The sequence below is a fragment of the uncultured Neptuniibacter sp. genome, assembly GCF_947498015.1.
GTDB lineage: Bacteria > Pseudomonadota > Gammaproteobacteria > Pseudomonadales > Balneatricaceae > Neptuniibacter.
Genome location: NZ_CANMIR010000001.1, coordinates 379,022 through 402,354, shown reverse-complemented (window position 1 = coordinate 402,354; position 23,333 = coordinate 379,022). Strand labels below are relative to the sequence as shown.

Sequence of the window (23,333 nt, the reverse complement as noted above, 5' to 3'; positions counted from 1 at the left end):
CTAAGAAAAATTACAAATTCACTACTAGTATGTTGAATATTATTGAAGGGGAAATGTTGATGAAAAAGTCACTGATTGCTCTAGCTGTTGCTGGCGCTCTGACTGCTCCAATGGTTGCACAGGCTGACGCTACTCTATACGGTTCTTTCCGTGTAGCTCTGATGTCTGCTGATGATCAGGATCTGGACCTGCGTGACGAGTCTACTCGTATCGGTATCAAAGGTGATGTAGATCTGGGTCTTGAAGGCACTAAAGGTCTGTTCCACTGGGAAGGTCAGCTGGAAACAACTGATTCTGATGCTTATGATGCTGGTACTGGTACATTCGCAGCTCGTCTAGCTTATCTGGGCGCAACTGGCGATTGGGGTACTGCTCTGGCGGGTCGTCAGTACCACCCTCACTACCTGTGGGTAAATATCCCAACTGATATCTTCAACACTGCAACTAGCGATGCTGGTGAGTGGGCGCAGCTGGGTAACAACCAGCACAAGCGTCAGGATAACACTCTGGCTTACCTGACACCTGTTATGGGTGGCTTCCAGGCTGCACTGGGTCTTGTGATTGCTGGTTCTGGCGATGATGCTGATGACGATGTAGATGGTTATAACGTTGCAGCTAAATACTCTGCAAACGGTCTGTACCTGGCTGCTTCTTACGGCGACGTTGATGCGATCGATCGTGAGACTTGGGGTGTTGCTGCTACTTACGACATCGATGCACTGAAACTGGTTGCACGTTACGAAGAGCAGGAAAACGCTGGTGTTGAAGACGAAGCAACTGAAGTTGGTGCAATCTACAACTTCGGCGAAGGTTTGAGCGCTAAACTGCGTTACTCTAACCTAGAATTAAATGGCAACGACGGTGACCAGTGGGCTGCTGAAGTTGAGCAGAAACTGGGTAAAGGTCGTGTATACGTAGGTTACTTCGACTACGACAGCGATGCTGAAGCACTGGCTGCTAAATATGTAGACCGTCTAGCTATCGGTTACCGCGTAGACTTCTAAGTCGACATTTCCTTACGGAAATATTGAAAAAGGCTTCCTTAGGGAAGCCTTTTTTCGTTAATGGCCCATAAATTAACTATTTGAAATTAAGTCTTTTTCCTATTTTTCATGTGGAAGAATCTCAGATAGAATAGAGCGATATTCAGTGGGGAAGGGTTAAGGAATCCTGATGATAACCAAATTTCGTGGTTTAGTTGTTGCTGGCGCAGTTGCACTTGCGTTGAGTCAGCCTGTTATGGCTGAAAATGTAGAAGTTGATCCTTGGGAAGGCTTCAACCGTGCAATGTTTAATTTCAACGATGGATTGGACACATATGCACTTAAGCCCGTCACAAAAGGCTATAAGGCTGTAATGCCGGATATGGCTGAAGAGGGAGTACACAACTTCTTCGAAAATTTAGCCGATATTGGAACACTGATTAATAACCTTCTGCAGGGTAAGTTTGAAAACGCAGGTAAGGATTTTGCGCGTGTGAGCTTCAACTCTACTTTTGGTTTGGCGGGATTCATTGATGTAGCCAGCCCAATGGGTATTGAAAAGCACGAAGAAGATTTTGGCCAAACATTCGGTTATTGGGGGGCTAGTAGTGGCCCTTACGTAGTTTTACCATTCTTCGGGCCCACAACGGTACGCGATGGTATTGGAATGTACCCGGATACTCTGGTTGACCCTGTGTATCATCTGGATGATACCGGCGCGCGTAATGCATTGTACCTAACACGTGTGATCGATACGCGTGCGCAGCTATTAGCTTCGGAGAAGCTGATCTCTGGTGATAAATACACCTTTATTCGCGATGCTTACCTCCAAAAACGTGAATTTGACATTGCTGATGGTGATGTTGAAAATTACGACGAAAGTAATTTCTAAGTAATTGTGCCCCAACCTTTTGTCTAATGGTTGGGGCAATTAACGTTCTATTTAAACCCATCTATTAAATTTTCATTGCATGTTAAGCCGCTTGGATTTAACGTGGTGTCTCATGGATCTTCGCCTATTAATTAAAGGCTAGGCTATGAGGCAAACCTACCAGACAATACTTCTGATCGACCATGTAGCTGAAGCAGTTGATTCAATTGTGGAGGCCTGTAATCAAGCAGATCTACCTCCTGTAAAAATTTCGACAGCCTTCAATAGCAGCTATGCGCTAAAACTTCTGGATGAAAATGAATTTTCACTCGTTATAGTTGGTTTAAGCGAGGAGCTGGGTTTTGCGGAATTGGAGTTGTTAGCCGAAGCGCATGAGCCCAAGCCGCTCTTATCTCTGTTGGTAGATGATTCCTCAGAAAATATTCTTATGGCTCTTAGAAAAGGGGCCAGTGATGTATTTATTCAATCTGAGGTTGCTGAAAATGATCGTGCGTTTTGTCGTTCCATCACCAAATTGTTAATACAAGCGGAGATGGTAGAGAAGAATTTACACTATCGGGAAGAGCTTGAGAAAAGCTTGGGGGAGCTACAAGCGGATCAACAAGCTGCACGTCAAATTCAGCAGAATATGCTGCCAGATAATGATTTAAAAGTGGGTGGTATACAGGCGAAGTATCTGCTGATCCCTTCACTCTATTTAAGTGGCGATTTTGTTGATGTTATTTCTGTAGATGAAACGAAAACCCTTTTCTATTTAGCGGATGTCTCTGGACACGGTGCATCGTCGGCGTTAGTGACTGTTTTATTAAAGAATATGACAAACAGGCTACTAAGAAATTTCAGAAGACGATCGAGTTTTGATATTCTCTCGCCGATTGATGTTCTGTACCGTATTAATTCTGAGTTATTAGATACGGAATTAGGCAAGCATCTAAGTATCTTTATTGGTTTGTTTGATGGCGATGATAGCTCCTTAGCCTATGCTGTCGGTGGTCACCATCCTATGCCTATTTTGACAGACAACCAGGGTAGTAGGTACCTGGAGGGGAGGGGGATGCCTGTGGGACTGTTTCCTGAGCCGATGTTCGAAGAGCGAAAGCTATTTATGAAAGCTGATTTTGAATTAACGATGTTTTCAGATGGTATTTTAGAGGTACTCCCTCAGTCAGATATGACCGCTAAAGAGCAGCGACTGATTGATGCGGTGGTTGAGACTAAAGGGGGAGGCCCAGATAGGATCAAGGATGTGTTACTTCCCGGTATAATCGAAGCTGCTCCCGATGATATTGCGATAATGACTATTTGCAGGCAGTAAGTATGCAGGAAGGTTCGATCTACTCAGCGCTGGTTGAAGGGCGGTTTGTTCTAAAGTTTGTTGGTGATGTTCGTCTGACATTATGTGCCTCCCTTGATCGTCATCTGGAAGAATCTCTTCGAGATGATGCTGTATCCGAGGTGTTGATTGATCTGACCCAAACTGAGGGGATCGATAGTACCTCACTAGGTTTGATTGCAAAGCTTTCAATCAAGGCAAAGGCCCTTAATTTAGATAAACCAGCACTGGTTTCCACAAATCCGGATATCACTCGTATCCTTTATACGATGGGGTTTGATCATATTTTTCTCCTACTAGAGGAGCTGCCCCCTAACGTTCAGGCACTTAGAGAGCTTCCGTTAGTGCAGGAATCTGTCGAAGATATGAAGGAAAGAATTATTGCGGCTCATAGAATTCTTATGGATTTGAATGAGACAAACAGAGAGGCGTTCAAGGATCTTGTTAGTACGCTTGAGTCTGTAAAGGAAAAATAGGAAATATTCCTATATCTCTTTTATCCCACTTATTTAGAATGTGTTTTCGGAGGGTGAGTGCAAAGGAACTGCATTTTGAATTAAGGATTATTCTCTCCATCTCATCACCCAAGGATGTGGTGATGTCCGATAAGGAAGTCGGGGAAATGGCCCGTTAGCATGGAATTGCTATCGGGCCTTTTTTATATCGTTAGCATGACTCTCTTTCTTCCCCATTTTCCAGGGGTAGAGTTGAATACCCCTGCCAGAGGCGTTCCACAATTCTGACATTTTCCGGTTTCATTGAGAGACCAGTGACCTAGTTGATACCAATCCCGTTCGATCAGAAGTACACCACAATAGCTGCAGAAGGTACTGCCCCCTACGGCGTCATGAATATTGCCGGTATAGGCAAAATTAATACCGCAGTTAAGGGCGATCTTGCGTGCACGGCTTAATGTGGAAGCCTGTGTCGGTGGGATATCCCGCATCTTATAGTCAGGGTGGAAGGCACTGAAATGGATGGGGATATCGTGCCCTAGTTCAGACACAATCCATCGACACATCTGTTCAAGTTCTTGATCACTGTCATTCATTCCCGGAATGATTAGATTTGTAATCTCAAACCAGGTTTTAGTTTCAAACCTGAGGTGCAGGAGTGTATCGAGTACAGAAGATAAGCTTCCTCCGCATATCTTTTTATAAAAGGATTCAGAGAAGCTTTTCAGATCAATGTTTGCTGCATCCATCGCAGAGAAAAAGGTTTTCCTGGGTTCTTCACAGATATAGCCCGCAGTGACAGCAACGGTTTTGAGGCCTAGTTCATGGCATGCATCTGCGACATCCAGTGCATATTCCATAAAAATGACTGGATCATTGTAAGTAAAGGCAACTCCTAAACAGTTATTTTTTAACGCGGTTTTTGCTAACTGTTCAGGCAGTGCATTTTTAGCCAAAATATCAGTATCTCTGGATTTACTGATATCCCAATTCTGACAGAATTTACAATTCAGGTTACAACCAGCGGTACCAAAGGAAAGAATTGGCTCGCCAGGGTAGTAATGGTTGAGCGGCTTCTTTTCGATAGGGTCGATACAGAACCCGCTAGATCTTCCCCAGCTGTATAGCTTGATCTGACCTTGGTGATTACCTCTTATGTAGCACAGTCCCCGCTGTCCCTCTTTCAGCTTGCAAAAACGGGGACATAGGTCGCATTGAACCCTTCCATCATTGAGTGGGTGCCAATATTGTGTAGGGTGAGCTGTGCTTCGCATCCGTTTGGTCCCCGTTGTTATCTAAAGGCTAGCTCAGATTAAGGGATTATGGTGGAAGTGCCGAGGATGTTTGGAGAGCAAAACTATTAACAGAATGGTTTGATAAGCTTGTGCATAAGTTGTGTTTAAATACCGCTAGACACCTTATTGCATATATTCAAGAAAACTGTGCGAAAAAAACACAAAATCTTTTTAATTTCAGATGGATGAATTTGCGCCAGTGATGCAAAGATTAAGAGGTGAGCTAGTTTTTGTCATGATGAGTACCGGTTTATGTCAGACAGTACTCATCATTTAAACTCAGAGGTGAGTTTATAAAGCGGGTAATCTTACTTGTGTTGTAGGTGGCGCTCTATAATTTCCCAAGCAATTTGACCCTGCTCTTTCAATTGACTCAGGAGCTCTTTGTTAAAATCTGAACTCACGCCTTTTTGATAGGAGTCTCTGTTTAAGCATCGCTCAAACCAATCTGTAACTCTGGGGCAGTCTTCATATATTTTCTCCCAGCCAAATTGATAGATAGTCTGGAAGTAAGGGGCAAGGCAGATATCTGCCAGAGAGAAGTGATCACTGACAATCCATCTATGCAGACCTAATGCCTGCTCCATTCGCAGAATAGTCGATCGGTATACCTGTACCGCGTCAATGACATCAGGAGCTTCCAGACCCATCTCCATCAGCCTTTTCTGGCGCTCTCTCCGAGGTTTTTCCGGTATTCTGTCAAGTAAGGCTTTTCGTTCAGTTTCAGTCTTTTCCAACAGAGCAGGACGCATGATGATCGGCCATTGGAGTGCACCACAAGAGGGATGAAGTTTCGTATCGATATGTTTCATCCAAAAACGCATTTCAGCTCTTTCAAGTGGATCATCAGGACTTAAGTTGTGCTGCGGGAACGCATCGTTGAGATATTCGCAAATGATACTGGATTCAATTATCGGGTGTTTGTTATGAACCAAGGTTGGTACAACACCTAAATGGTTCAACGCGAGATACTCCGGTTTCAGATTCTCTTTGTTAGCAAGGTCTACAAAGCGTGGTTGATATTCTAGTGATTTTTCAGCTAGAACAATTCTGACCTTCTGGGCGCAGGGAGACATCGGATGGGTGTAAAGTTCAATCATGACTCATTTCCTCATTTTTCAGACAGCATAAATCTGATTGGTTTATTGAAAAATGGCATGAGTGGCATATCATTTATGAAAAAATATCAATAAAAGGAGCGGATCTTGAACCGTTGGTCAGAGATGCAGGCTTTTACAGAGTCGGTCAGAGAGGGTAGTTTTTCTGCAGCAGCGAAGGTTCTCGGAATCTCCCCCTCTGCTGTAAGCAAGCTGATCTCAAGATTAGAGAAACGCTTACAGACACGATTACTGAACAGGACAACACGCCAGATAAGTCTGACAGAAGCGGGACAGCTTTTTTATCAACGGTGTTATGAAATATTACATGAAGTAGAGGAAGCTGAAGCTGAAATTGAATCTTTTGGTGTAAACCCTCAGGGTACTTTGCGAATAAACTGCTCCTCAGGTTTTGCTAATCACCAACTATTACCTTTATTACCAGCATTTCAGACACGCTATCCATCCTTAACGGTTGAGCTACAACTGACAGGGAGACCTATCGACCTGGTTGCCGAAAGTGTAGACCTTGCTATTCGATTAGGAGAGCTTGAAGAGAGCAGTCTGGTTGCCAGTCCATTAGGGAGCAGCCAGCGCATTATTTGTGCGGCTCCGGAATATCTAAGACGCTATGGTTATCCGGATACTCCTAGTGAGTTATCCCAGCATAACTGCTTGAGGCTTAGCTCCCGTGAGGGTTTTAATCGCTGGCATTTCCGTAAAGGGGAGGATATTGAAACGGTAGATGTTCAGGGAAACTTCATTACCGATAATGTGGAAGCATTGTACGAATATGCCATTAAGGGTGGAGGGATCGTCAGGCTTTCTGGATTTATGTTAAAAAGTGCTCTGGATTCGGGGGCTCTTGTGCCCCTTTTGCTAAATTATGAGACTGATCCTCAGTGGGTCAATGCAATCTATCCACACCGGCGCTTTCTGCCAGCAAAGGTCCGATTATTTATCGACTTTTTAAAAGAGAATCTGAATACCGAAGATTGGTAATAAGCAGGCGTATCCCAAAATGAGATTTTATGCTGACTCGTAGACAAGTCTAGGGTGAATTCCAGCACAATATGCCAGATGAAAGCAAACGTCCCCTAGTGGAAGTAACGGATGCTAAAAAAGATACGGTTGATTCTTTGGATGCCAGGCCTAGTGGCTGATGTTAAATCAAATAACAACAGTTGTGACTCAATTGTTATTTTTGCGGACGTTGATGTACCTAAGCATTATCGAGCGGTAAAATGGGGTCAATTTATCAGTGCAGTTTCAGGAGCTTACTTTGACATACTTCCGTCCATGTATCGATCTACACCAGGGGCAAGTTAAGCAGATAGTGGGAGGTAGTCTTAAAGAGAGTGGTGCAGATACTAATTTTGTCAGTACCCACGATGCCGCATATTACGCAGACTTATACAAACGTCATGATCTCAAGGGTGGCCATGTAATTGCTCTGGGACCGGGAAATCAAGCGCAAGCATTACTTGCACTCAAAACCTGGTTTGGTGGACTACAGTTTGGCGGGGGCGTTAATCGTGAAAATGCTACGAGCTATCTTGAAGCAGGAGCTTCGCACGTTATTGTCACCTCTTACCTTTTTGAGCAGGGGCAGTTTAGTTGGGAGCGTTTGGAGGGGATAAAAGCAGAAACCGGTGCCGAGCGTCTGGTCCTTGATTTAAGCTGTCGTAAAACGGAGAGTGGTTGGCATATAGCTACTGATCGGTGGCAGACAGTAACGTCTACGGCAATTACCGCTGAAACCTTATCTGAGCTAAGTGATCATTGCGCCGAGTTTTTGATTCATGCTGCCGACGTTGAGGGGCTGCAGGGGGGGATCGATCAGGATCTTGTGAACCTCTTGGGGGAGGCGTGCACTATTCCGGTTACTTATGCAGGTGGTGCTCGCTCTTTAGATGATCTGAAACTTGTGGAAAAGCTTTCACAGGGGAAAGTGGATCTGACGATCGGTAGTGCATTAGATATATTTGGTGGATCAGGGGTTACGCTGCAGGAGTGCATTGCTTGGAATGCACGCTAGAGCTTTATCTTGAGAAAAAAGGCAGCCTGTGTGGCTGCCTTTTTGTGTTTTCCGATTAATGAAACAGGCTTGTAAACTCTCTGTACCCCTGCTGCTCAAGCTCCTCTTTAGGGATGAAACGGAGGGAGGCAGAATTAATACAGTATCGTAACCCGGTTGGCTCTGGACCATCATTAAAGAGGTGACCCAGGTGTGAGTCAGCATGAAGGCTTCTGACCTCTGTGCGTTTCATAAAAAGAGAGTTGTCCTCTTTTTCAACAATTGAAACCCCTTGTATGGGTCGGGTAAAGCTGGGCCAGCCTGTCCCTGATTTGTATTTGTCTTTAGAGGAGAATAGCGGTTCTCCACTAACGATATCGACGTATATACCCTCACGTTTCTCATTCCAGAACTCATTATCAAAAGGTCGCTCCGTTCCCTCTTCCTGTGTCACTGTATATTGTAAAGGGGTCAGGTGATTTCGCAGATAGTGCTCGGAGGGCTTTATGTATGTTTCAGTAATCAGGTCAGCTTGAGAGCGCTGATTTTCAAATTGAGTGTAATCGAATTTGATTTTGTCGCCCCAGGTGCGCTCTAAAAACTGGTCCCGACCAGAGCCGTTTCGGTAATAGCTATATCGTAAAGGATTACGAGCGTAGTAATCCTGATGGTACTCTTCTGCTGGATAGAAGCTTTTAAACGGTGCGATCTCGGTTTCAAGCTCACTATCAAAAACACCGGAGGCCTGTAGCTTAGCAATAGATTGTTCTATGGCATGTTTTTGGTCGTTGTTGTGAAAATAGATAGCGGGTCGATATTGCGCGCCTCGGTCTACAAATTGTCCCTTTCCGTCAGTGGGGTCCATGCTACGCCAAAGTTTCTCTAGCAGACCAGAGTAGGAGATGACATCGGGGTTGTAATAAACCTGAATCGCTTCTGTGTGCTTGGTTTGTCCTGAGGAGACCTGTTGGTAGGTCGGGTTTTCTTTATCTCCACCACTGTAGCCAGAAATCACCTGAACTACACCGGTAAGTTTCTCGAAGTCTGCTTCGGTACACCAGAAACACCCTCCTGCAAATGTTGCTACGGCGATTTGAGACGTGGAGATTGGTTCTGCTGCTGAGGTTGATGTACGGTTTTCGGTACCGGAGGTCAGTGTTGTAACAACTATACCTCCAATTGCCAGAACGGATGCCATTATTATTTTCTTCATATCCCAAAGCCTCTATACCACTTTATACAATCGTGGGATTTAGAGGCTTAGAAATGATATTGGTTCCCCATGAATCAAGAGAGGTTCAATTAAGCCTTTTTTATTACGGCTTGCGGAGGAGAAAAAGAATTGTTTTACCGGTTGAACTAAACTTACAAGATGCTTTCCTGATCGTATAAAGGGATGGAACTATGATCAAAGAAAAAGAGGTAGGGCAAATACTTTCACCCTGTGTTCGTAATTGCTGCCTTAATCAAGAGGATGTGTGTTTAGGTTGCTATCGGACACTTGAAGAGATTTTGAGGTGGAGCAAGGTCTCAGAGCTGGAGAGGGGGAATATTATGCTGGATGCGCAACAGAGAAAAGCTCGTTATCGCAATCTGGAGTTTAGCTCTTAAGCTAGCAGACATTAACCCCCCATTATGAAGAATGATTAGTCACCGTTATCAGGGCGAGCTTTCTGAGCGATTAGTAGAAATTCTCTGTTGCCATCTCCACCTTTTATCGGGCTGTCAAAATAGTCGATAATCTTCAGGTTGAGCTTTTCGCAGCATCTGATGATATCGGTTTTAACCTGTGGATATAGGGTTTCGTCTCGAACAATTCCACCGCGCCCTATGCCTTTTTTCCCAACCTCAAACTGTGGCTTAACCAAGCTGATCAGATAACCTTCCGGGGCAATTAAAGGGATCAGAGAGGGAAGGATCTTTTGTTGAGAGATAAAAGAAACGTCCATGACGGCCAAGTCAAATCCTGGATCATGGGCGTGGTGTAGCAGCTCTTCCTGGGGCAGAGCGCGTGCATTAACACCCTCAAGGCAGGTAACTCTGGAATCTTGGCGCAACTTTTCAGCTAGCTGGTCGTGCCCAACCTCAATACCAACCACATGGCCGATGCCAGCTTGCAGTAGGCAATCTGTGAACCCGCCAGTTGATTGGCCTATATCGATGGCGATTTTGTTACCTAGCTCAAAGGGATGCCGTTCCAGAGCACTCTGAAGTTTTAGTGCCCCCCGCGATACAAATTGATCAGCGGCATCTGGCTCCACTTTAAAGAGGGTCTCTTGATCCAGTTTGATACCCGGTTTATGCAGTACCTGCCACTTACCTTTATGGAAGGCCTCTACTTTATCGTTCTTAATCAGTCGTTGGGCGTGAGTGCGAGTTTTGGCAAGACCCTTTTCAACAAGAAGTAGATCAGCTCTTTGCATTATTGATCCGAGATTTGTGTAAAGGGCAGATTATACGCATATTCAGATCTACTGGTTAGAACTTTGAGTGCAGTGTAAACTGCAATGTAATTGCCGATGCAGATCCGATTAAGGAAAGGAAAATGCGCAAGTTAATCCCGATTATTTTCTTACTGATGCCATTGTATGGATGGGCTGGGGCCAATGAGGCTGACTTGGCTAAGTGCCGTGAATACATTAATCCGGCCGTGCGAAGTCAATGTGTACAGTTATACAAAAAAACGAGTACGCGTGTAGCTTTTTCGAAGTGTAAGAAAAGCCTGGATTGCTGGAGTAAGCGCTACCGTAAGCAAGCTGAGCAATATTGTTCCAGGGCATTTGAAATGCGAGCTGCGCGATCTCAGTTCTGGAATCGTTACTGGAACGGGCAGGATTTTGATAAGGTGCGTTGGTTGGATGAAAGTGAGGGAGCTATGGTTTACTTCGAGGAAGAGGGAAGTGCGGTTTTAAACTGTTTCTTCTACCCAAATGCGCCCTCCAGAGTCAAAGTAAAGATCGCTTCCAAAGCTCGTTAATGTAGCTTTTGGAGCGGGTTTTGTATCAATATTTGTATAGAAGCATACCTTTTCAGGGGTAATCATGAATAAAAGTATCATCAGTACTGAAAATGCACCGTCTGCAATTGGAACATATTCTCAGGCCGTGCGGGTTGGTAGCACGGTTTATATGTCTGGCCAGATCCCATTGATTCCTGAATCAATGGAGATGGTGACTGAATCTTTTGAAGCACAAGCTGAACAGGTTTTTAAGAACCTTCAGGCTGTAGCTGAAGCGGCAGGCGGATCGCTTTCTGATGTTGTAAAAGTGACGATTTTGCTCTCGGATATGGGCTTTTTTGCAACGGTGAATGAGGTGATGGCGCGGTATTTTGAAGAGCCCTACCCTGCACGTGCTGCGTTTGCTGTTAAGCAGTTACCCAAAGATGCGGATATCGAGGTGGAAGCGATTATGGTGACGGCTGAGTAAGTTATTTTAGATGAAAAAAAGGCAGGCTTAATAGCCTGCCTTTTTTTGTCTATTCCATTAGAGGCCATCGAATATCCTGCGAAGGGGGTGCAGGATATTCGATGAAGATTGAATTACCAGCAAGGGTAATCCTTAGCAAAGCCTATTTACATCCCGATCAGGCTTAGCTGTCTTTGCTCTTATTAGAATCTTTCTTCTGACGACGCGGGCGGTTTCGGCCGCCTTTGTTGTTGCTTGTTCTTGGTTTGCCACCCTTATTAGCAGACATGTCGCTGATATTCAGGCGCTGGCCGCAAACAACCGCTTTTCTGAGTTGCTGGACAACATACTTAGGCATGCCCGCTGGAAGATCAACAGTGGAACAGTCATCGAAGATCTCAATCGCACCGATAAAGTTTGCATCCAGCTCAGCTTCATTCGCTATTGCACCCACAATATTCTTTGGGGCTACGCCATGCTCATGACCAACCTGAATCATGTAGCGCTTCATCTCTACATCGGGATTTTCTTTCAGTGGTTTTGCTTTTGATGAGATGCCGCGCGGCGGTCGTTTACCCTGCTGTTCATTTCGCCCTTCACGCTCGCGGCGTGCAGGCCTTTCCTGCTCTTTCATTAGCAGGGGCGTTTCACCTTGCAGCAGGTGCGCCAGCGCTGAGGCAATGACGAGTGGGTCAGCATCATGCTCCTGCTGATATTCTGTCAGCAGGTTTCTGTAGAAATCCAGTTCCTGACCATCGATGGTCTGCGTAATCCGGTCTACAAATCGCTGGACACGTTTCTCATTGATATCATCAGTGGAAGGAAGCTGCATCGCGTCGATCTTCTGTCGAGTCGCACGCTCAATGGATTTAAGCATCCGTTGTTCACGTGGTGATACAAACAGAATAGCTTCACCTTCACGACCAGCTCGGCCGGTACGACCAATACGGTGGATGTAAGACTCTGTGTCGTAAGGGATATCGTAGTTCAGTACGTGACTGATACGTTCAACATCAAGTCCACGTGCAACCACATCAGTAGCGATCAGAATATCGATCTGGCCACGTTTTAGCTTTTCGATTGTACGTTCACGCAGATTCTGTGAGATATCGCCATTGAGGGCTTCACAAGCGTAACCACGAGCGGCCAATTTTTCGGCAAGTTCGACTGTAGCTGATTTTGTTCTCACAAAGATCAGCATGGCATCAAAAGACTGCATCTCCAGAATTCTGGTCAGCCCATCCAGCTTCTGGTTACCTGAAACGCGAAGGTACTTCTGGGTAATCGTTGTAGCCGTTGCTGTTTTAGCCTTAATCCGGACTTCGGCCGGTTGATTAAGATACTTGTCAGCGACGGTTTTGATCTGGGATGGCATCGTTGCAGAGAACAGTGCGATCTGGCGATCATCGGGTGTATGTTCTAAAACCCACTCAACATCATCTATAAAGCCCATGCGAAGCATTTCATCTGCTTCGTCCAGGACCAGTGCCTGCAGGTTATTAAGCTTCAGTGAGCCACGACGCATATGATCCATAACGCGTCCCGGCGTACCGACAACCACCTGTGCACCGCGCTTAAGTTGGCGTAATTGACTATCGTAAGCCTGACCACCGTAGATGGGCAGTACATGAAAGTCTGGCAGGTTGCGGGCGTAAGTCTGGCATGCTTCGGCCACCTGAATGGCTAACTCTCGGGTAGGAGCCAGAATCAGAAGCTGTGTATGACGGCTCTTTAGGTCAAGCCGAGATAGCAATGGCAGGGAAAATGCAGCTGTTTTACCGGTACCCGTCTGAGCGATACCTAGAAGGTCTCTACCTTCCAGCAAATGTGGGATACTGGCCGCTTGGATGGGAGAAGGGGTTTCATAACCGATCTCGTCCAGCACTTTTAACACGGGAGCCGCAAGGCCAAGCTCAGCAAAAGATAGCTGATCTTCTGAATTCATCTCTTTGAGTTACCTGTTTGGAATTAGGGCAGGCTGCATCAATGTTGTAGATACAGTATAGGCTGCTCTGGTGGGAAAGCGTGCGATTATACACCTCATAGCCTATAGAGCAAGGAAGATGGCTTTTTAATCAGCTTTATACCGTTATCTTATCGGGTGCCGTCTTTAATGGAGGTTGACTGCTTCAAGCTATACAGGAGGGACGTGAGGGGTTGTCATGCTTGGTTATTCCTCGAGTATCCTGGCCAGTAACTGTTTGACTATGGCAGGTTCAAACGGTTTATCTGTCAGAGCATTTACGCCAGACCTTGAAATGTTACTCAAATGAGCCTGGCTTGCTTCACTTGAGACCATCAAGACAGGAAGGTGGGAATAATCACCAGAATTACGTATATGTTCGGTCAATTCTAAGCCATTGATTTCGGGCATATTGTAATCAGTGATGACCAGATCGAAACCCTGATTGAGTAGTTGAATCGCCTCAGATCCATCTACAGCTTGAGTGATATGAGAGATACCCAAAGTTTCCAGTACACGGATAATGATATTACGTGCCATGCGGCTATCATCGACCACCAGTACACGTAATGCAGCTGGATCATAATACTCCAGCTCAAGATCATGCTGTGAGAGCAGGTCCAGTGTCGAATTGATAGCGGTTCCCAGGTGTTCACTATTGAAAGGCTTAGGGAGTATGGCTATTACACCGGCTTGTTTAAACTGATCCAGTTGTTCGTGACGAGTTTCACTGGAGATCAACATAAAAGGAAGATCGGCCGTAGCCTCATCCGAACGGATGGTGTCCAGAATATCCATGGCAGAGCCATCAGGAAGGTAGAGCGCACTCACAACAAGGTCAGGGCAGACCGCTTTAATTCTTGCTAATGCGGATTGAACGGAGTCGGCCTCATCGATCGCATCTACGCACTCTCTTTGAAATTCTTGACGAATAATCTTGCGCTGAACGGCTGAGGGTTCAACAAGTAAAATATTCAGATCTGCAGAGGTTAAACTTACCATTACTTTTCCCTGTCTATCCTTGTATTGCTTGAGCATACCAGTGATCGATTCTGATTTTGAAGTGATTTTCGGGGTGTTAGTGGGAATTTACCTCCAAAGTTTCTCTGTCATAGTGCTACTCTGGATCTATTGCATGAGATGGATGATAGATATGAAATATTTAACGCTTATCTGGTTACTGTTTTTAAGTAACACTTTGCTAGCAGAAACATCGATCTGGAAAGTCAGCCAGGGTGATCGTTTGCTCTATTTGGGAGGGACGATCCATATATTGTCCCCCTCAGACCTCCCTTTTCCGCAAGCATTCGATCAGGCATACCGTGAAGCAGAGGTTGTCGTGCTGGAAACAGAGATGGAAAAGTTATTCCAGCCTCAAACTCAAGTTAAATTAATGTCCGGATTGTCTTATCAGGATGGCCGTTTACTCAATGAACTGATCTCTGCTGAACTGTATGCGGATCTGAATCAGTATCTGAAAGAGCGTGGCTTGATGCCACATCTGTTTATCGGGATGAAACCAGCAGGTGTGATGATTACGATGTTGGGAATTGAATTCAGGCGATTGGGGATATCAGCTGACGGCGCCGACTCTGTCTACTATAAACGTGCAATGAAGGATGGCAAAGCCGTAATCGGGCTTGAAACCATTGATGAGCATCTTGGTTTCCTTGTGGATATGGGGACGGGTAATGAGGAGCGTTTTCTCCGTCAAACCTTGGATGATGTAAAGAAAACTGAAGGCATGATGCGCGAGATGGTACGGCACTGGAAATCCGGGAACACCCTAGAGTTAGAAAAGGATGTGTTAGATGAGATGCGTGAGGATTACCCCAATGTGTATCAATCTTTACTTGTCGAACGAAATCAGCGTTGGTTTCCCGCTATAGAATCTATGCTGCGGACGGAAGAGGTCGAGCTGATCTTGGTAGGGGCCGCACACCTCATCGGACCGGATGGTATTTTGAAAAGGCTACAAGAATCAGGATACAGTGTTGAGCAGATGTAGGAGAAAAATATGTTAGGGACACGGATTATTTTAATGGGCGTGGGTTCGGCTGCTGATGGAGGGGGTGAGCAGCGAGCTGAAATGCTCTGTGCTGCGAATCATGCTATCCCTCTGTATTGGTTGTTACCGTTTGACAAAGACGATATCAAATTCTACAAGGTTGATAACTCTCAAAATCCAATGATTGAACTACCAGACGATAAGGAATATCCCGTTCTGATCACCGATAAGGATAGGGCTATTTCGCGACTTACCCAGCGACAAAAAACGCTTGGAATGATGATGGCGGATACGGATAAAGCCTTATTGGACAGTTGGCTTTCATTTCTCGACGGGCAGCCCTTTTCGATGTTCGCTGTAGATACATTTGAGCTATGGTGCAACCGCAGGGAGAGTCAGCCTCTGGATAAGGAGCTGGAGTCTTACTTTGAATTGTTGTCAGGTGTTGATGAGAAGGATGGATTCTCTCTTATGCTCTCCTCTGGAGAGTGGCAATCTGGGAATGCAATCTCATTGGCAGGCTTTGGATGGTAGGGTAAAAAAAACCGCCACAGAATTCGTTTGTAGAGACAAACAACATTGTGACGGTGTTCAGGAAGGTTGAAATCAGTATAACTGAAAATTCAGAATTATCACCGATTAAAATGACTTAAGAGCTTGCTGAAGAAAGCCATTATGCTCTGAATCAGGCGGTAACCCATATCACTTCGGCATCCTCTTCGCTTGTGGATATCAGAGCGTGGCCCATTTCGCAGTCATAGTATGCAGAGTCTCCGGAAAATAGCTCCAGCGGCTCGTAAAACTCAGTATAAAGAAGTAATGATCCACGAAGTACAAAGAGAAACTCCTCTCCGTCATGCCGAACCCATTCGGGGTATTCATCAAAACTCCTTGCCCTGACCGTCGTGCGGTAAGGGATCATTTTTTTTGTACTAAGTTGCGTTGCTAGTAGTTCATGTTCATAGGTCGGGGTCGGGTGTGGTTGCCCCTCGCCACCACGAGTGATATCCCGGCGGCCGCCGGCACCTGCTCCGCGCTTGGGTTGTGAGAACAGTTGAGGGATATCGATTCCCAGCCCTTTAACCAATTTGTTTACAGCGCTGAAAGTGGGTGAGATCTGCTCATTTTCAATTTTGGACAGGGTTGAGCGGGCAAGCCCCGTCAGCTTGCTGGCTTCTTCCAGCGTGAGGTTCTGGCTCAAGCGTATCTCTTTGACCCGTTTACCCAGCTGTAAGGGTTCAAGGGTTGCTTCAGTTTGTCCGTTGGCTCTGTTCAGCCCTAGTTTTTCTTTTTCTTCCTTGAGGAAAAATGGCTCGTCAGACATTAATGCAACTCCAGATCTACCTATAGTTCTTCTTAGAGGGTATGTGAAACCGTTATGGAGACAGTATACATGGTTTCAAGAAACTGTACTCTAGGCTAAAAGCAACAGACTCAGGGGGTTGTTAGTTGTGAAATCTCTTTCTGGATGACCAGTACACGCTCAACTGTTGTGGGATGTGAAACCAGTTTTCCATGGGTAATTGAGCGGGGGTGGATGGCAGCGATCTTACGCCAGAACTGATCTATCCCTTCAAGACTGAAACCGCTTTTATATAACATTCTTACCGCAACAATATCCGCTTCCAGTTCGTAGTGTTGACTATATAAGTTGCCACCGATTCCCGCATTTATGAAGGGCGAGACGATACCCTGAGTGATCAGAGCAATGTCGATCAGGCTACCCAGTGCAGTATTTTTCAGACGTTTCCAGATATGCTGTTGACTGTTATGGGCCATCTCATGGGCGATGATCATGGCAAGTTCTGAATCTTTTTCAGCATATCGCATCAGGCCTGAGGTGATGATGATATTACTACCATCTGCATAAGCATTCACCATATCACTGTTTCGTAAAAGAACAGGATAGTCACATACTTGCTCAGGTGTGATGGTGGTTTGTTGTTGCTCTTCATGACGCCAGAATTGAAGCTTAACAGGGGTACCTGATCTGAGCGCATCCTTAATTATCTTGAGCTGTGTTGTATGAGCACCTGACAGCAGAGAACCATTGATCGCGACAAGCTTATCGCCGTGCTGTAAATGACCGTCCGCAGGGCCCTGAGTTAATACATGGTTTACCTGAACAGCGTTATCGAACTGATATAGCGATTTCGCAGCAGGCTTTTGGTGATCACTATATTGCTCCAGTGAATGCAGCAGGACCCCTAAACGGTAGCGGGTCTTATTTTCACAAGCGATAGGTGCCAGTTTTAATAATGGATGTGCAGTCTCCGCCAATCTGATTGTTTGAGAGCGTTGGTAAGTGATGGATTGCTCTAATTGATGTTGTCGCTCGGCTTTTACCGCCTCATCGCTCAGCTTGGGAATTTTTACATCTGGAGCTGAACAAGCGGCTACAAAGCTGAATGAAAGAAAGAAGGAAACAGTCAGGGCCCGATTCATGATAAAGCCCAAGCCCCGAATCGAATTACATTTAAGGTACTTTTTGCAGTAACAGGCATATCAATTTTCATTCCGGCATGAAAAAGCCGCTACATTGAGCGGCTTGATGATTACATTGCTGGGCAGAACATCTCATGAAGTGTGTGAATAATCCGCTTTGCGGTATCACCCTCAAGAGAGTAGTAGATAGTTTGTGATTCACGCCGCGTTTTGACCAGCCCATCTTTGCGAAGCACCGCCAGATGTTGAGAGAGGGCTGATTGGCTCAGATCCAAACAGTTATTCAGCTCGGTTACTGAGAGCTCTTTGCCATCCAGGTAGCAGAGGATGAGCAAGCGGCTTTCATTCCCGAGGGCCTTCATTAGTTTCGCTGCTTTACCCGCATTGGTTTTCATCATTTCCAGGGTTTCAGCATCTAGCGAGGCTGCAGTAATTGTATCGTTCAATTTAACACTCCGAAGCGCTGTATTGTTCTTATCATCGTGTGAGCAGCTGTGAATCATTGATACATCTGGGGTTGAGTATCTAATGATCGGTTTCCGTACAACAGGGCTCAATCAGCGTCATGCCTGCCGTTTGTTAAAACGGTTATTAATAAACAGTTTTTTATAACAGATCAAATAATACCTCAGATTGTAGGTGTTTCGCAATTTACTAATTTAGTAGTATTGTAATATTAGCGTAGTCTAATATAATTGCGAATAATAAACTGCTCCAGTGCATCCGAATGAGGTTGAAGATGGGATTTAAAGCTTGGTTAATAGAGTGCTCAATGCAGAAACCGAAACAGGTTTTTCTGCTTATTCTCGCTATTGTTATTTTTGCAGGATTGCAGATTCCAAGCATCAAGGTGGATACCGATCCTGAGAACATGCTGCCACATGACCAGGCAGATCGCGTGTTTCATGACGAGGTCAAACAGCGTTTTTCGCTGTACGATATGATCGTTGTCGGTGTGGTTAACAAACAGCACCAGCAGGGGATTTATAATCCGCAAACCCTTCAGGATCTACATAAGCTTTCGTTGGCTATTCAGTCGATGGAGGGTGTCATTCGTCAGGATTTGATGGCACTGAATACAGTGGACAATATTAGTCAGTCCACCGAACAGGCAGGTACGATCAGATTTGAATGGATGATGCGCACAGCACCTGAAACACAACTCCAGGCTGATTCCATCAGGCAAGCAGTTGAGCGTTTGCCTCTGCTTCAGAATACGCTGGTTTCAGGCGATGGCAAAGCCGCAGGTATCTATATTCCGATAGAATCAAAATCGGAGAGTTATCGCCTTTCGAATGAGATTCAACTTGTCATTGATGAGCTTGTTCAGGCGGCCCCCAACTCTGGTAATCAGTTCCATATGGCAGGGCTTCCCGTAGCTGAAGATACATTCGGTGTTGAGATGTTCATTCAGATGGCGATCTCAGCCCCGCTGGCCGGTTTGATGATTTTCGTTCTGATGTGGGTTTTCTTCCGTTCCTTACTACTGATTACGGCACCTATGCTGGTGGCTATGGCTTCAGTGATCATCACCATGGGGTTATTAATCGGTCAGGGGTACACCGTTCACATTATGAGTTCGATGATCCCAATCTTCCTGATGCCGATAGCGGTCGTCGATTCAGTACATATATTGTCAGAGTTCTCTGATCGATATAAGCCGGGGGAGAAACCTCATAAGGCTATTGGAGAGGTGGTCGGTCACCTTTTCACGCCGATGCTATATACCTCAATCACCTCGGCCGTCGGTTTTGCCTCTTTAGCATTTACCCCTATTCCCCCGGTGCAGATTTTTGGTTTGCATGTGGCGTTCGGTATCTTTTTGGCCTTTGCCCTGACAATTACGTTGGTGCCTGCCTATATCGTTAGCTTGTCACCTGCACGTTTGGCCGCGTTGAAAGATCACTCTATATCAGAAGAGGCTTCAGGTCGTCTGGGACGGTTTCTTGCAGCTACAGGCCGCTTTTCGATCGCCCAGTCAAAAGGACTGGTGGTCATGTTTATCATGATCAGTGCTGTCTCTGTTTACGGACTGACAACCATCCAAATTAACGATAATCCAGTTCGTTGGTTTAAAGAGGATCATCGGTTAAGGGTGGCTGATGATGTGATGAATCAGCATTTTTCTGGCACATATGATGCCTTTCTGGTGCTGGATCATAGCGATAAAAATACGACAACCGGAGAGGTGTTCAGTTCGCTTACAGAGCTTGCAGGAAGTTCTCATCTGCAGACTGAGTTAACTCAGCTATTGAATGTTGCAGGGGCTGAAAACGGTAAGCCCGACTTAGATCTACTTGCAAACGCATTGGATGACGCGGCTTATGATGATCCTGAAAACGAGGCCGTATGGATGCAGATGCTGGATATTGTCGAGCAGGCTCAGGCAGGCAGTCGCTATTTTCTATCACCTGAAGGCTTGGCCTATCTGGAAGATCTGCAGCAGTTTCTTGATAGCTCCGAGAAGATTGGTAAAAGCAACTCGCTGGTGACACTCTTGAAAACTGTTTACCGTGAATTGCAGGGTGGGGAAGATGAACACTACCGTTTACCTCTTACCCAAACGGCAGCCGCACAAACGATTCTGAGCTTCCAGTCATCTCACCGCCCAAATGACCTCTGGCATATGACGACACCTGATTTCAATTCAACAGCGATCTGGTTGCAGCTGAAGAGCGGTGATAATCAGGAGATGAGCAGGGTGATCTCACAAGTATCTGAGTATGTTGACGAGCACCCACTGCCGAATAATGTTGAGATGAATTGGGCCGGCCTTACTTATATCAATGTTGTCTGGCAGGAACAGATGGTAAGCGGGATGTTAAACAGCCTGATCAGTGCTTTCTTTATGGTGGCGCTGATGATGCTGATTCTCTTTCGCTCACTGAAGATTGGTCTACTTGCGATGTTGCCTCTGTCTGTAACGATTCTGTTTATCTATGGTCTGATCGGCTTTGTGGGAAAAGATTATGATATGCCTATTGCTGTTCTGTCGGCCCTAACGTTAGGACTATCTGTCGACTTTGCGATTCACTTTCTGGAGCGTTGTCGTGAAATTTACCGAAGCACTGGTGATTGGCCGGAAACTGTTGCTCAGGTATACCAGGGCCCGGCAAGAGCGATCAGCCGGAATGCTGTAGTCATTGCTGTTGGATTTACTCCATTACTGTTTGCACCCCTGGTGCCCTATATTACCGTCGGTTTTTTTCTGGCGATGATTATGGCTATATCAGCTGTCGTGACTGTCGTGTTGCTACCGGCAGTGATGCAGAATATCAAGAATAAGGATCGGCTGTTTTCAGTGACTAAAGAGGAGAGAGAAAATGCATAAGATAAAACGCTTAGGTTGCTGGATCTATACGGGGTTACTGTTTCTGACAGTGATCTCTGCGCAGGCTGAAGAGATGATGGATGCAAATGAGATTGTTGCAAAAGCCAATCTGACAGCTTATTACGCAGGTGAGGATGGTCGAACTGAAGCCCGGATGCTTATCAAAGATGCACAGGGGCGTGAGCAAAAGCGCCAGTTCACGATCTTGCGAAAAGATCGTGAAGAGGGGGGAGAACAGGATTTTCTGGTGGTATTCAGCCGGCCGGCTGATGTCCGCAATACCGTTTTCCTGGTAGCAAAAAAGCCGGGTAGTGATGATGACCGCTGGCTCTATCTTCCTGGCCTGGATCTTGTAAAAAGGATCTCAGCTGGTGATAAACGCACCAGCTTTGTCGGGGCCCACTATTTTTATGAAGATGTTTCCGGGCGCGGTGTTGAGGAAGATACTCATCAGTTGCTGGACTCTGATGGTCAGTATTATGTGGTCGAAAATACACCGCTTGATCCCTCTTCAGTTGAGTTCAGTCGATACAACGCCTGGATCAACAAGGTGACCTTTCTTCCGGAGAAAATTGAGTACTATGACGAAGGTGGAGAGGTCTACCGACGGGTTGAAGTGCTAGCAAGCACGAAGATTCAGGGGTACACAACGGTCACTAAATCACGCGTCTCTGATCTCAGAAGTGGTGGTGAAACACTGCTGGAATTCCGCCACCAAGCCTACGATCTGGGTATGGAGCAGTCGCTGTTCACTGAACGCTCTCTGCGTAAACCACCGCGTGAATGGTTGCGGAGAGCTAAATAATGCAGCATAACGTGGTGTTCCATCTTTTAGCCCTGATGGCCCTCTCCTCAACAGTCTCGGCGGCAGATGATTGGGGCGATGACAGCTGGGGAGATGAACCTGAGTCCTCCATAGAGCTGCATGGTTTTATTGAAGCCGGTATGGGTGGGCGGATTCAAACTGATCCTCAACTTGAGGATGATGATCTGACGTTAGCGGAATTAAGAGGTCGCCTTGAATCTGAACGCTACGTTGGAGATATCCGGCTAAGTGCAAAATTGGATCTGTACGCAGATGGTGTTGATGATGCTCTGCAAGTTAATCTCCGCGAAGCGCTGGCTGATATCTCATTGGGACAGAACGCAGATCTTCGCATTGGGCAGCAAGTATTGACCTGGGGTACAGGCGACCTTCTTTTTTTGAATGATCTGTTTGCAAAAGATTGGCAATCGTTCTTTTCCGGAAGAGATGATGAGTATCTGAAAGCGCCCTCTGCCAGTTTAAAGCTGTCTTACTATGGTGAAAGGGCCAATCTGGATGTTGTCTGGACACCGGTGTTTACCCATGACCGGTTTATAGAGGGTGAACGTTTCTCCTATTTCTCCCCACTGGTTGGACAGCAGGTAGCTGCGCCGCAATATAAACTTGAGCCGGAATCTCCAGATGAAAACCTGAAAAATGGAGAGTTTGCGGCACGCTTTTACGGTTCATACGATCTGTGGTCTGGGCACAATACAGAGTGGGCGATCTACGCTTACAAAGGGTTTTGGAAACAACCCAATGCATTGAATAGATACGGACGGGCCTATTTCTCGCCGATGAGATCACTGGGGGCTAGTTTACGTACAAACATTGCTGATGGTATCGGATATACAGAACTGGCGTGGTATGAAGGCGAGGACGATTCAGGGAGTGATCCTTTTCTTCCTAATGATCAGTTACGCTTTCTGTTGGGTTATGAACAAGAGGTCGCCCCCAAACTCACTCTGGGATTACAGTACTACCGCGAGCAGCTAATGGATTACTCAGAATTAGCGGCTAATGATGGAGATTCACCTTTCCGGCCAGATGAAACAAGGGAGCTCTGGACTGTGCGGATGACCTACAGTCTGTTACAGGATAATCTGGTGTTAAGCTGGTTCAGCTTTTACTCCCCTACGGATCAGGATTACTATCACCGCCCCTCTATGAAGTATCGGTTTGACGATGAGTGGAGTCTCACCGTCGGCGGTAATATTTTTGGGGGAGAGCAGGTTCACACTTTCTTTGGTCAGTTTGAAGAGGCTTCAAATCTCTATGCGCGCTTACGCTGGAGTTATTAGC

The 23,333-nt window shown here is 45.8% G+C and carries 23 protein-coding genes; 14 read left to right on the top strand and 9 right to left on the bottom strand.

All coding sequences use genetic code 11. From position 1 onward, the window contains the following. The first annotated feature begins 59 nt into the window (after positions 1 to 59). The 4 genes from Q0882_RS02025 to Q0882_RS02010 all read left to right on the top strand — a co-directional run bounded on the left by Q0882_RS02025 (position 60) and on the right by Q0882_RS02010 (position 3,684). Positions 60 to 1,004, top strand: coding sequence for a porin (locus Q0882_RS02025; protein WP_299177300.1), 945 nt, complete (start codon positions 60 to 62; stop codon positions 1,002 to 1,004). 169 nt (positions 1,005 to 1,173) lie between these two features. Continuing rightward, positions 1,174 to 1,875: a VacJ family lipoprotein gene (locus Q0882_RS02020; RefSeq protein WP_299177298.1), complete on the top strand. Its 702-nt coding sequence runs from the start codon at positions 1,174 to 1,176 to the stop codon at positions 1,873 to 1,875. A 145-nt stretch (positions 1,876 to 2,020) separates the two neighbouring features. After that, positions 2,021 to 3,190, top strand: coding sequence for a SpoIIE family protein phosphatase (locus tag Q0882_RS02015; RefSeq protein WP_299177296.1), 1,170 nt, complete (start codon positions 2,021 to 2,023; stop codon positions 3,188 to 3,190). A gap of 2 nt (positions 3,191 to 3,192) precedes the next feature. Next, a complete protein-coding gene (locus tag Q0882_RS02010) occupies positions 3,193 to 3,684 on the top strand; it encodes an STAS domain-containing protein (RefSeq protein WP_299177294.1) in 492 nt (163 codons plus the stop codon). A 182-nt stretch (positions 3,685 to 3,866) separates the two neighbouring features. On the opposite strand, the gene amrS is transcribed toward Q0882_RS02010, so the two are convergent. Both amrS and Q0882_RS02000 read right to left on the bottom strand, forming a co-directional pair. After that, positions 3,867 to 4,937 carry an AmmeMemoRadiSam system radical SAM enzyme gene (amrS, locus tag Q0882_RS02005; protein WP_299177291.1) on the bottom strand — a complete coding sequence of 357 codons (1,071 nt, stop codon included), beginning with the start codon at positions 4,935 to 4,937 and terminating at the stop codon, positions 3,867 to 3,869. 329 nt (positions 4,938 to 5,266) lie between these two features. Next, positions 5,267 to 6,058, bottom strand: coding sequence for a glutathione S-transferase family protein (locus Q0882_RS02000; RefSeq protein ID WP_299177289.1), 792 nt, complete (start codon positions 6,056 to 6,058; stop codon positions 5,267 to 5,269). Between the two features lie 105 nt (positions 6,059 to 6,163). On the opposite strand from Q0882_RS02000, the gene Q0882_RS01995 reads away from it, so the two are divergent. After that, positions 6,164 to 7,057, top strand: coding sequence for a LysR family transcriptional regulator (locus Q0882_RS01995; protein ID WP_299177287.1), 894 nt, complete (start codon positions 6,164 to 6,166; stop codon positions 7,055 to 7,057). Positions 7,058 to 7,337: 280 nt separating this feature from the next. Further along, positions 7,338 to 8,093 (top strand): phosphoribosylformimino-5-aminoimidazole carboxamide ribotide isomerase, encoded by a 756-nt coding sequence (gene hisA / locus Q0882_RS01990; protein ID WP_299177284.1) that lies wholly within the window; start codon positions 7,338 to 7,340, stop codon positions 8,091 to 8,093. 55 nt (positions 8,094 to 8,148) lie between these two features. On the opposite strand, the gene msrB is transcribed toward hisA, so the two are convergent. Then, positions 8,149 to 9,285 carry a peptide-methionine (R)-S-oxide reductase MsrB gene (msrB, locus tag Q0882_RS01985; RefSeq protein ID WP_299177281.1) on the bottom strand — a complete coding sequence of 379 codons (1,137 nt, stop codon included), beginning with the start codon at positions 9,283 to 9,285 and terminating at the stop codon, positions 8,149 to 8,151. 191 nt (positions 9,286 to 9,476) lie between these two features. On the opposite strand from msrB, the gene Q0882_RS01980 reads away from it, so the two are divergent. Further along, positions 9,477 to 9,683, top strand: coding sequence for a DUF1289 domain-containing protein (locus Q0882_RS01980; protein ID WP_299177278.1), 207 nt, complete (start codon positions 9,477 to 9,479; stop codon positions 9,681 to 9,683). 35 nt (positions 9,684 to 9,718) lie between these two features. Here Q0882_RS01980 and Q0882_RS01975 read toward each other — a convergent pair whose 3' ends face one another. After that, positions 9,719 to 10,495, bottom strand: coding sequence for a TlyA family RNA methyltransferase (locus Q0882_RS01975; protein ID WP_299177275.1), 777 nt, complete (start codon positions 10,493 to 10,495; stop codon positions 9,719 to 9,721). Positions 10,496 to 10,617: 122 nt separating this feature from the next. On the opposite strand from Q0882_RS01975, the gene Q0882_RS01970 reads away from it, so the two are divergent. Then, positions 10,618 to 11,049: a hypothetical protein gene (locus tag Q0882_RS01970; RefSeq protein ID WP_299177272.1), complete on the top strand. Its 432-nt coding sequence runs from the start codon at positions 10,618 to 10,620 to the stop codon at positions 11,047 to 11,049. A gap of 64 nt (positions 11,050 to 11,113) precedes the next feature. Next, positions 11,114 to 11,500 carry a RidA family protein gene (locus tag Q0882_RS01965; protein WP_299177269.1) on the top strand — a complete coding sequence of 129 codons (387 nt, stop codon included), beginning with the start codon at positions 11,114 to 11,116 and terminating at the stop codon, positions 11,498 to 11,500. A gap of 163 nt (positions 11,501 to 11,663) precedes the next feature. On the opposite strand, the gene Q0882_RS01960 is transcribed toward Q0882_RS01965, so the two are convergent. Together Q0882_RS01960 and Q0882_RS01955 are read right to left on the bottom strand one after the other, a co-directional pair. Beyond that, positions 11,664 to 13,424: a DEAD/DEAH box helicase gene (locus Q0882_RS01960; RefSeq protein ID WP_299177266.1), complete on the bottom strand. Its 1,761-nt coding sequence runs from the start codon at positions 13,422 to 13,424 to the stop codon at positions 11,664 to 11,666. Between the two features lie 225 nt (positions 13,425 to 13,649). Continuing rightward, positions 13,650 to 14,444 carry a response regulator gene (locus Q0882_RS01955; RefSeq protein ID WP_299177263.1) on the bottom strand — a complete coding sequence of 265 codons (795 nt, stop codon included), beginning with the start codon at positions 14,442 to 14,444 and terminating at the stop codon, positions 13,650 to 13,652. A gap of 151 nt (positions 14,445 to 14,595) precedes the next feature. Between Q0882_RS01955 and Q0882_RS01950 the strand changes: the two genes are divergently transcribed. Both Q0882_RS01950 and Q0882_RS01945 read left to right on the top strand, forming a co-directional pair. Further along, positions 14,596 to 15,450: a TraB/GumN family protein gene (locus Q0882_RS01950; protein WP_299177260.1), complete on the top strand. Its 855-nt coding sequence runs from the start codon at positions 14,596 to 14,598 to the stop codon at positions 15,448 to 15,450. Positions 15,451 to 15,459: 9 nt separating this feature from the next. After that, positions 15,460 to 15,984, top strand: coding sequence for a hypothetical protein (locus Q0882_RS01945; RefSeq protein ID WP_299177257.1), 525 nt, complete (start codon positions 15,460 to 15,462; stop codon positions 15,982 to 15,984). 151 nt (positions 15,985 to 16,135) lie between these two features. Here Q0882_RS01945 and Q0882_RS01940 read toward each other — a convergent pair whose 3' ends face one another. The 3 genes from Q0882_RS01940 to Q0882_RS01930 form a co-directional block, all read right to left on the bottom strand. After that, positions 16,136 to 16,774, bottom strand: coding sequence for an XRE family transcriptional regulator (locus Q0882_RS01940; RefSeq protein ID WP_299177254.1), 639 nt, complete (start codon positions 16,772 to 16,774; stop codon positions 16,136 to 16,138). 110 nt (positions 16,775 to 16,884) lie between these two features. After that, positions 16,885 to 17,895: a M48 family metallopeptidase gene (locus Q0882_RS01935; RefSeq protein WP_299177251.1), complete on the bottom strand. Its 1,011-nt coding sequence runs from the start codon at positions 17,893 to 17,895 to the stop codon at positions 16,885 to 16,887. Positions 17,896 to 18,005: 110 nt separating this feature from the next. Then, a complete protein-coding gene (locus Q0882_RS01930; protein ID WP_299177433.1) occupies positions 18,006 to 18,290 on the bottom strand; it encodes a metalloregulator ArsR/SmtB family transcription factor in 285 nt (94 codons plus the stop codon). A 377-nt stretch (positions 18,291 to 18,667) separates the two neighbouring features. On the opposite strand from Q0882_RS01930, the gene Q0882_RS01925 reads away from it, so the two are divergent. From Q0882_RS01925 to Q0882_RS01915, 3 genes are read left to right on the top strand one after another with little or no spacing between them, the layout of a single operon-like run. After that, positions 18,668 to 21,226 carry an MMPL family transporter gene (locus Q0882_RS01925; protein WP_299177248.1) on the top strand — a complete coding sequence of 853 codons (2,559 nt, stop codon included), beginning with the start codon at positions 18,668 to 18,670 and terminating at the stop codon, positions 21,224 to 21,226. Beyond that, positions 21,219 to 22,031: an outer membrane lipoprotein-sorting protein gene (locus Q0882_RS01920; protein ID WP_299177245.1), complete on the top strand. Its 813-nt coding sequence runs from the start codon at positions 21,219 to 21,221 to the stop codon at positions 22,029 to 22,031. Before Q0882_RS01925 ends, Q0882_RS01920 begins: the two co-directional genes overlap by 8 nt. Further along, entirely contained in the window at positions 22,031 to 23,332 is a 1,302-nt protein-coding gene (locus Q0882_RS01915) for a hypothetical protein (protein WP_299177243.1), read from the top strand. Before Q0882_RS01920 ends, Q0882_RS01915 begins: the two co-directional genes overlap by 1 nt. Position 23,333: the final 1 nt, after the last annotated feature.

Bases quoted from the DNA above. Each gene is read 5' to 3' on its own strand.
- msrB (WP_299177281.1), bottom strand. From the start codon at position 9,285: ATGAAGAAAATAATAATGGCATCCGTTCTGGCAATTGGAGGTATAGTT.
- Q0882_RS01930 (WP_299177433.1), bottom strand. From the start codon at position 18,290: ATGAAAACCAATGCGGGTAAAGCAGCGAAACTAATGAAGGCCCTCGGG.
- Q0882_RS02015 (WP_299177296.1), top strand. From the start codon at position 2,021: ATGAGGCAAACCTACCAGACAATACTTCTGATCGACCATGTAGCTGAA.
- Q0882_RS01960 (WP_299177266.1), bottom strand. From the start codon at position 13,424: ATGAATTCAGAAGATCAGCTATCTTTTGCTGAGCTTGGCCTTGCGGCT.
- Q0882_RS02000 (WP_299177289.1), bottom strand. From the start codon at position 6,058: ATGATTGAACTTTACACCCATCCGATGTCTCCCTGCGCCCAGAAGGTC.
- Q0882_RS01950 (WP_299177260.1), top strand. From the start codon at position 14,596: ATGAAATATTTAACGCTTATCTGGTTACTGTTTTTAAGTAACACTTTG.
- Q0882_RS01955 (WP_299177263.1), bottom strand. From the start codon at position 14,444: ATGGTAAGTTTAACCTCTGCAGATCTGAATATTTTACTTGTTGAACCC.
- Q0882_RS02025 (WP_299177300.1), top strand. From the start codon at position 60: ATGAAAAAGTCACTGATTGCTCTAGCTGTTGCTGGCGCTCTGACTGCT.
- Q0882_RS01925 (WP_299177248.1), top strand. From the start codon at position 18,668: ATGCAGAAACCGAAACAGGTTTTTCTGCTTATTCTCGCTATTGTTATT.
- Q0882_RS01935 (WP_299177251.1), bottom strand. From the start codon at position 17,895: ATGAATCGGGCCCTGACTGTTTCCTTCTTTCTTTCATTCAGCTTTGTA.
- Q0882_RS01975 (WP_299177275.1), bottom strand. From the start codon at position 10,495: ATGCAAAGAGCTGATCTACTTCTTGTTGAAAAGGGTCTTGCCAAAACT.
- Q0882_RS01945 (WP_299177257.1), top strand. From the start codon at position 15,460: ATGTTAGGGACACGGATTATTTTAATGGGCGTGGGTTCGGCTGCTGAT.
- Q0882_RS02020 (WP_299177298.1), top strand. From the start codon at position 1,174: ATGATAACCAAATTTCGTGGTTTAGTTGTTGCTGGCGCAGTTGCACTT.
- Q0882_RS01965 (WP_299177269.1), top strand. From the start codon at position 11,114: ATGAATAAAAGTATCATCAGTACTGAAAATGCACCGTCTGCAATTGGA.
- Q0882_RS01970 (WP_299177272.1), top strand. From the start codon at position 10,618: ATGCGCAAGTTAATCCCGATTATTTTCTTACTGATGCCATTGTATGGA.
- Q0882_RS02010 (WP_299177294.1), top strand. From the start codon at position 3,193: ATGCAGGAAGGTTCGATCTACTCAGCGCTGGTTGAAGGGCGGTTTGTT.
- amrS (WP_299177291.1), bottom strand. From the start codon at position 4,937: ATGCGAAGCACAGCTCACCCTACACAATATTGGCACCCACTCAATGAT.
- Q0882_RS01980 (WP_299177278.1), top strand. From the start codon at position 9,477: ATGATCAAAGAAAAAGAGGTAGGGCAAATACTTTCACCCTGTGTTCGT.
- Q0882_RS01920 (WP_299177245.1), top strand. From the start codon at position 21,219: ATGCATAAGATAAAACGCTTAGGTTGCTGGATCTATACGGGGTTACTG.
- Q0882_RS01940 (WP_299177254.1), bottom strand. From the start codon at position 16,774: ATGTCTGACGAGCCATTTTTCCTCAAGGAAGAAAAAGAAAAACTAGGG.
- Q0882_RS01915 (WP_299177243.1), top strand. From the start codon at position 22,031: ATGCAGCATAACGTGGTGTTCCATCTTTTAGCCCTGATGGCCCTCTCC.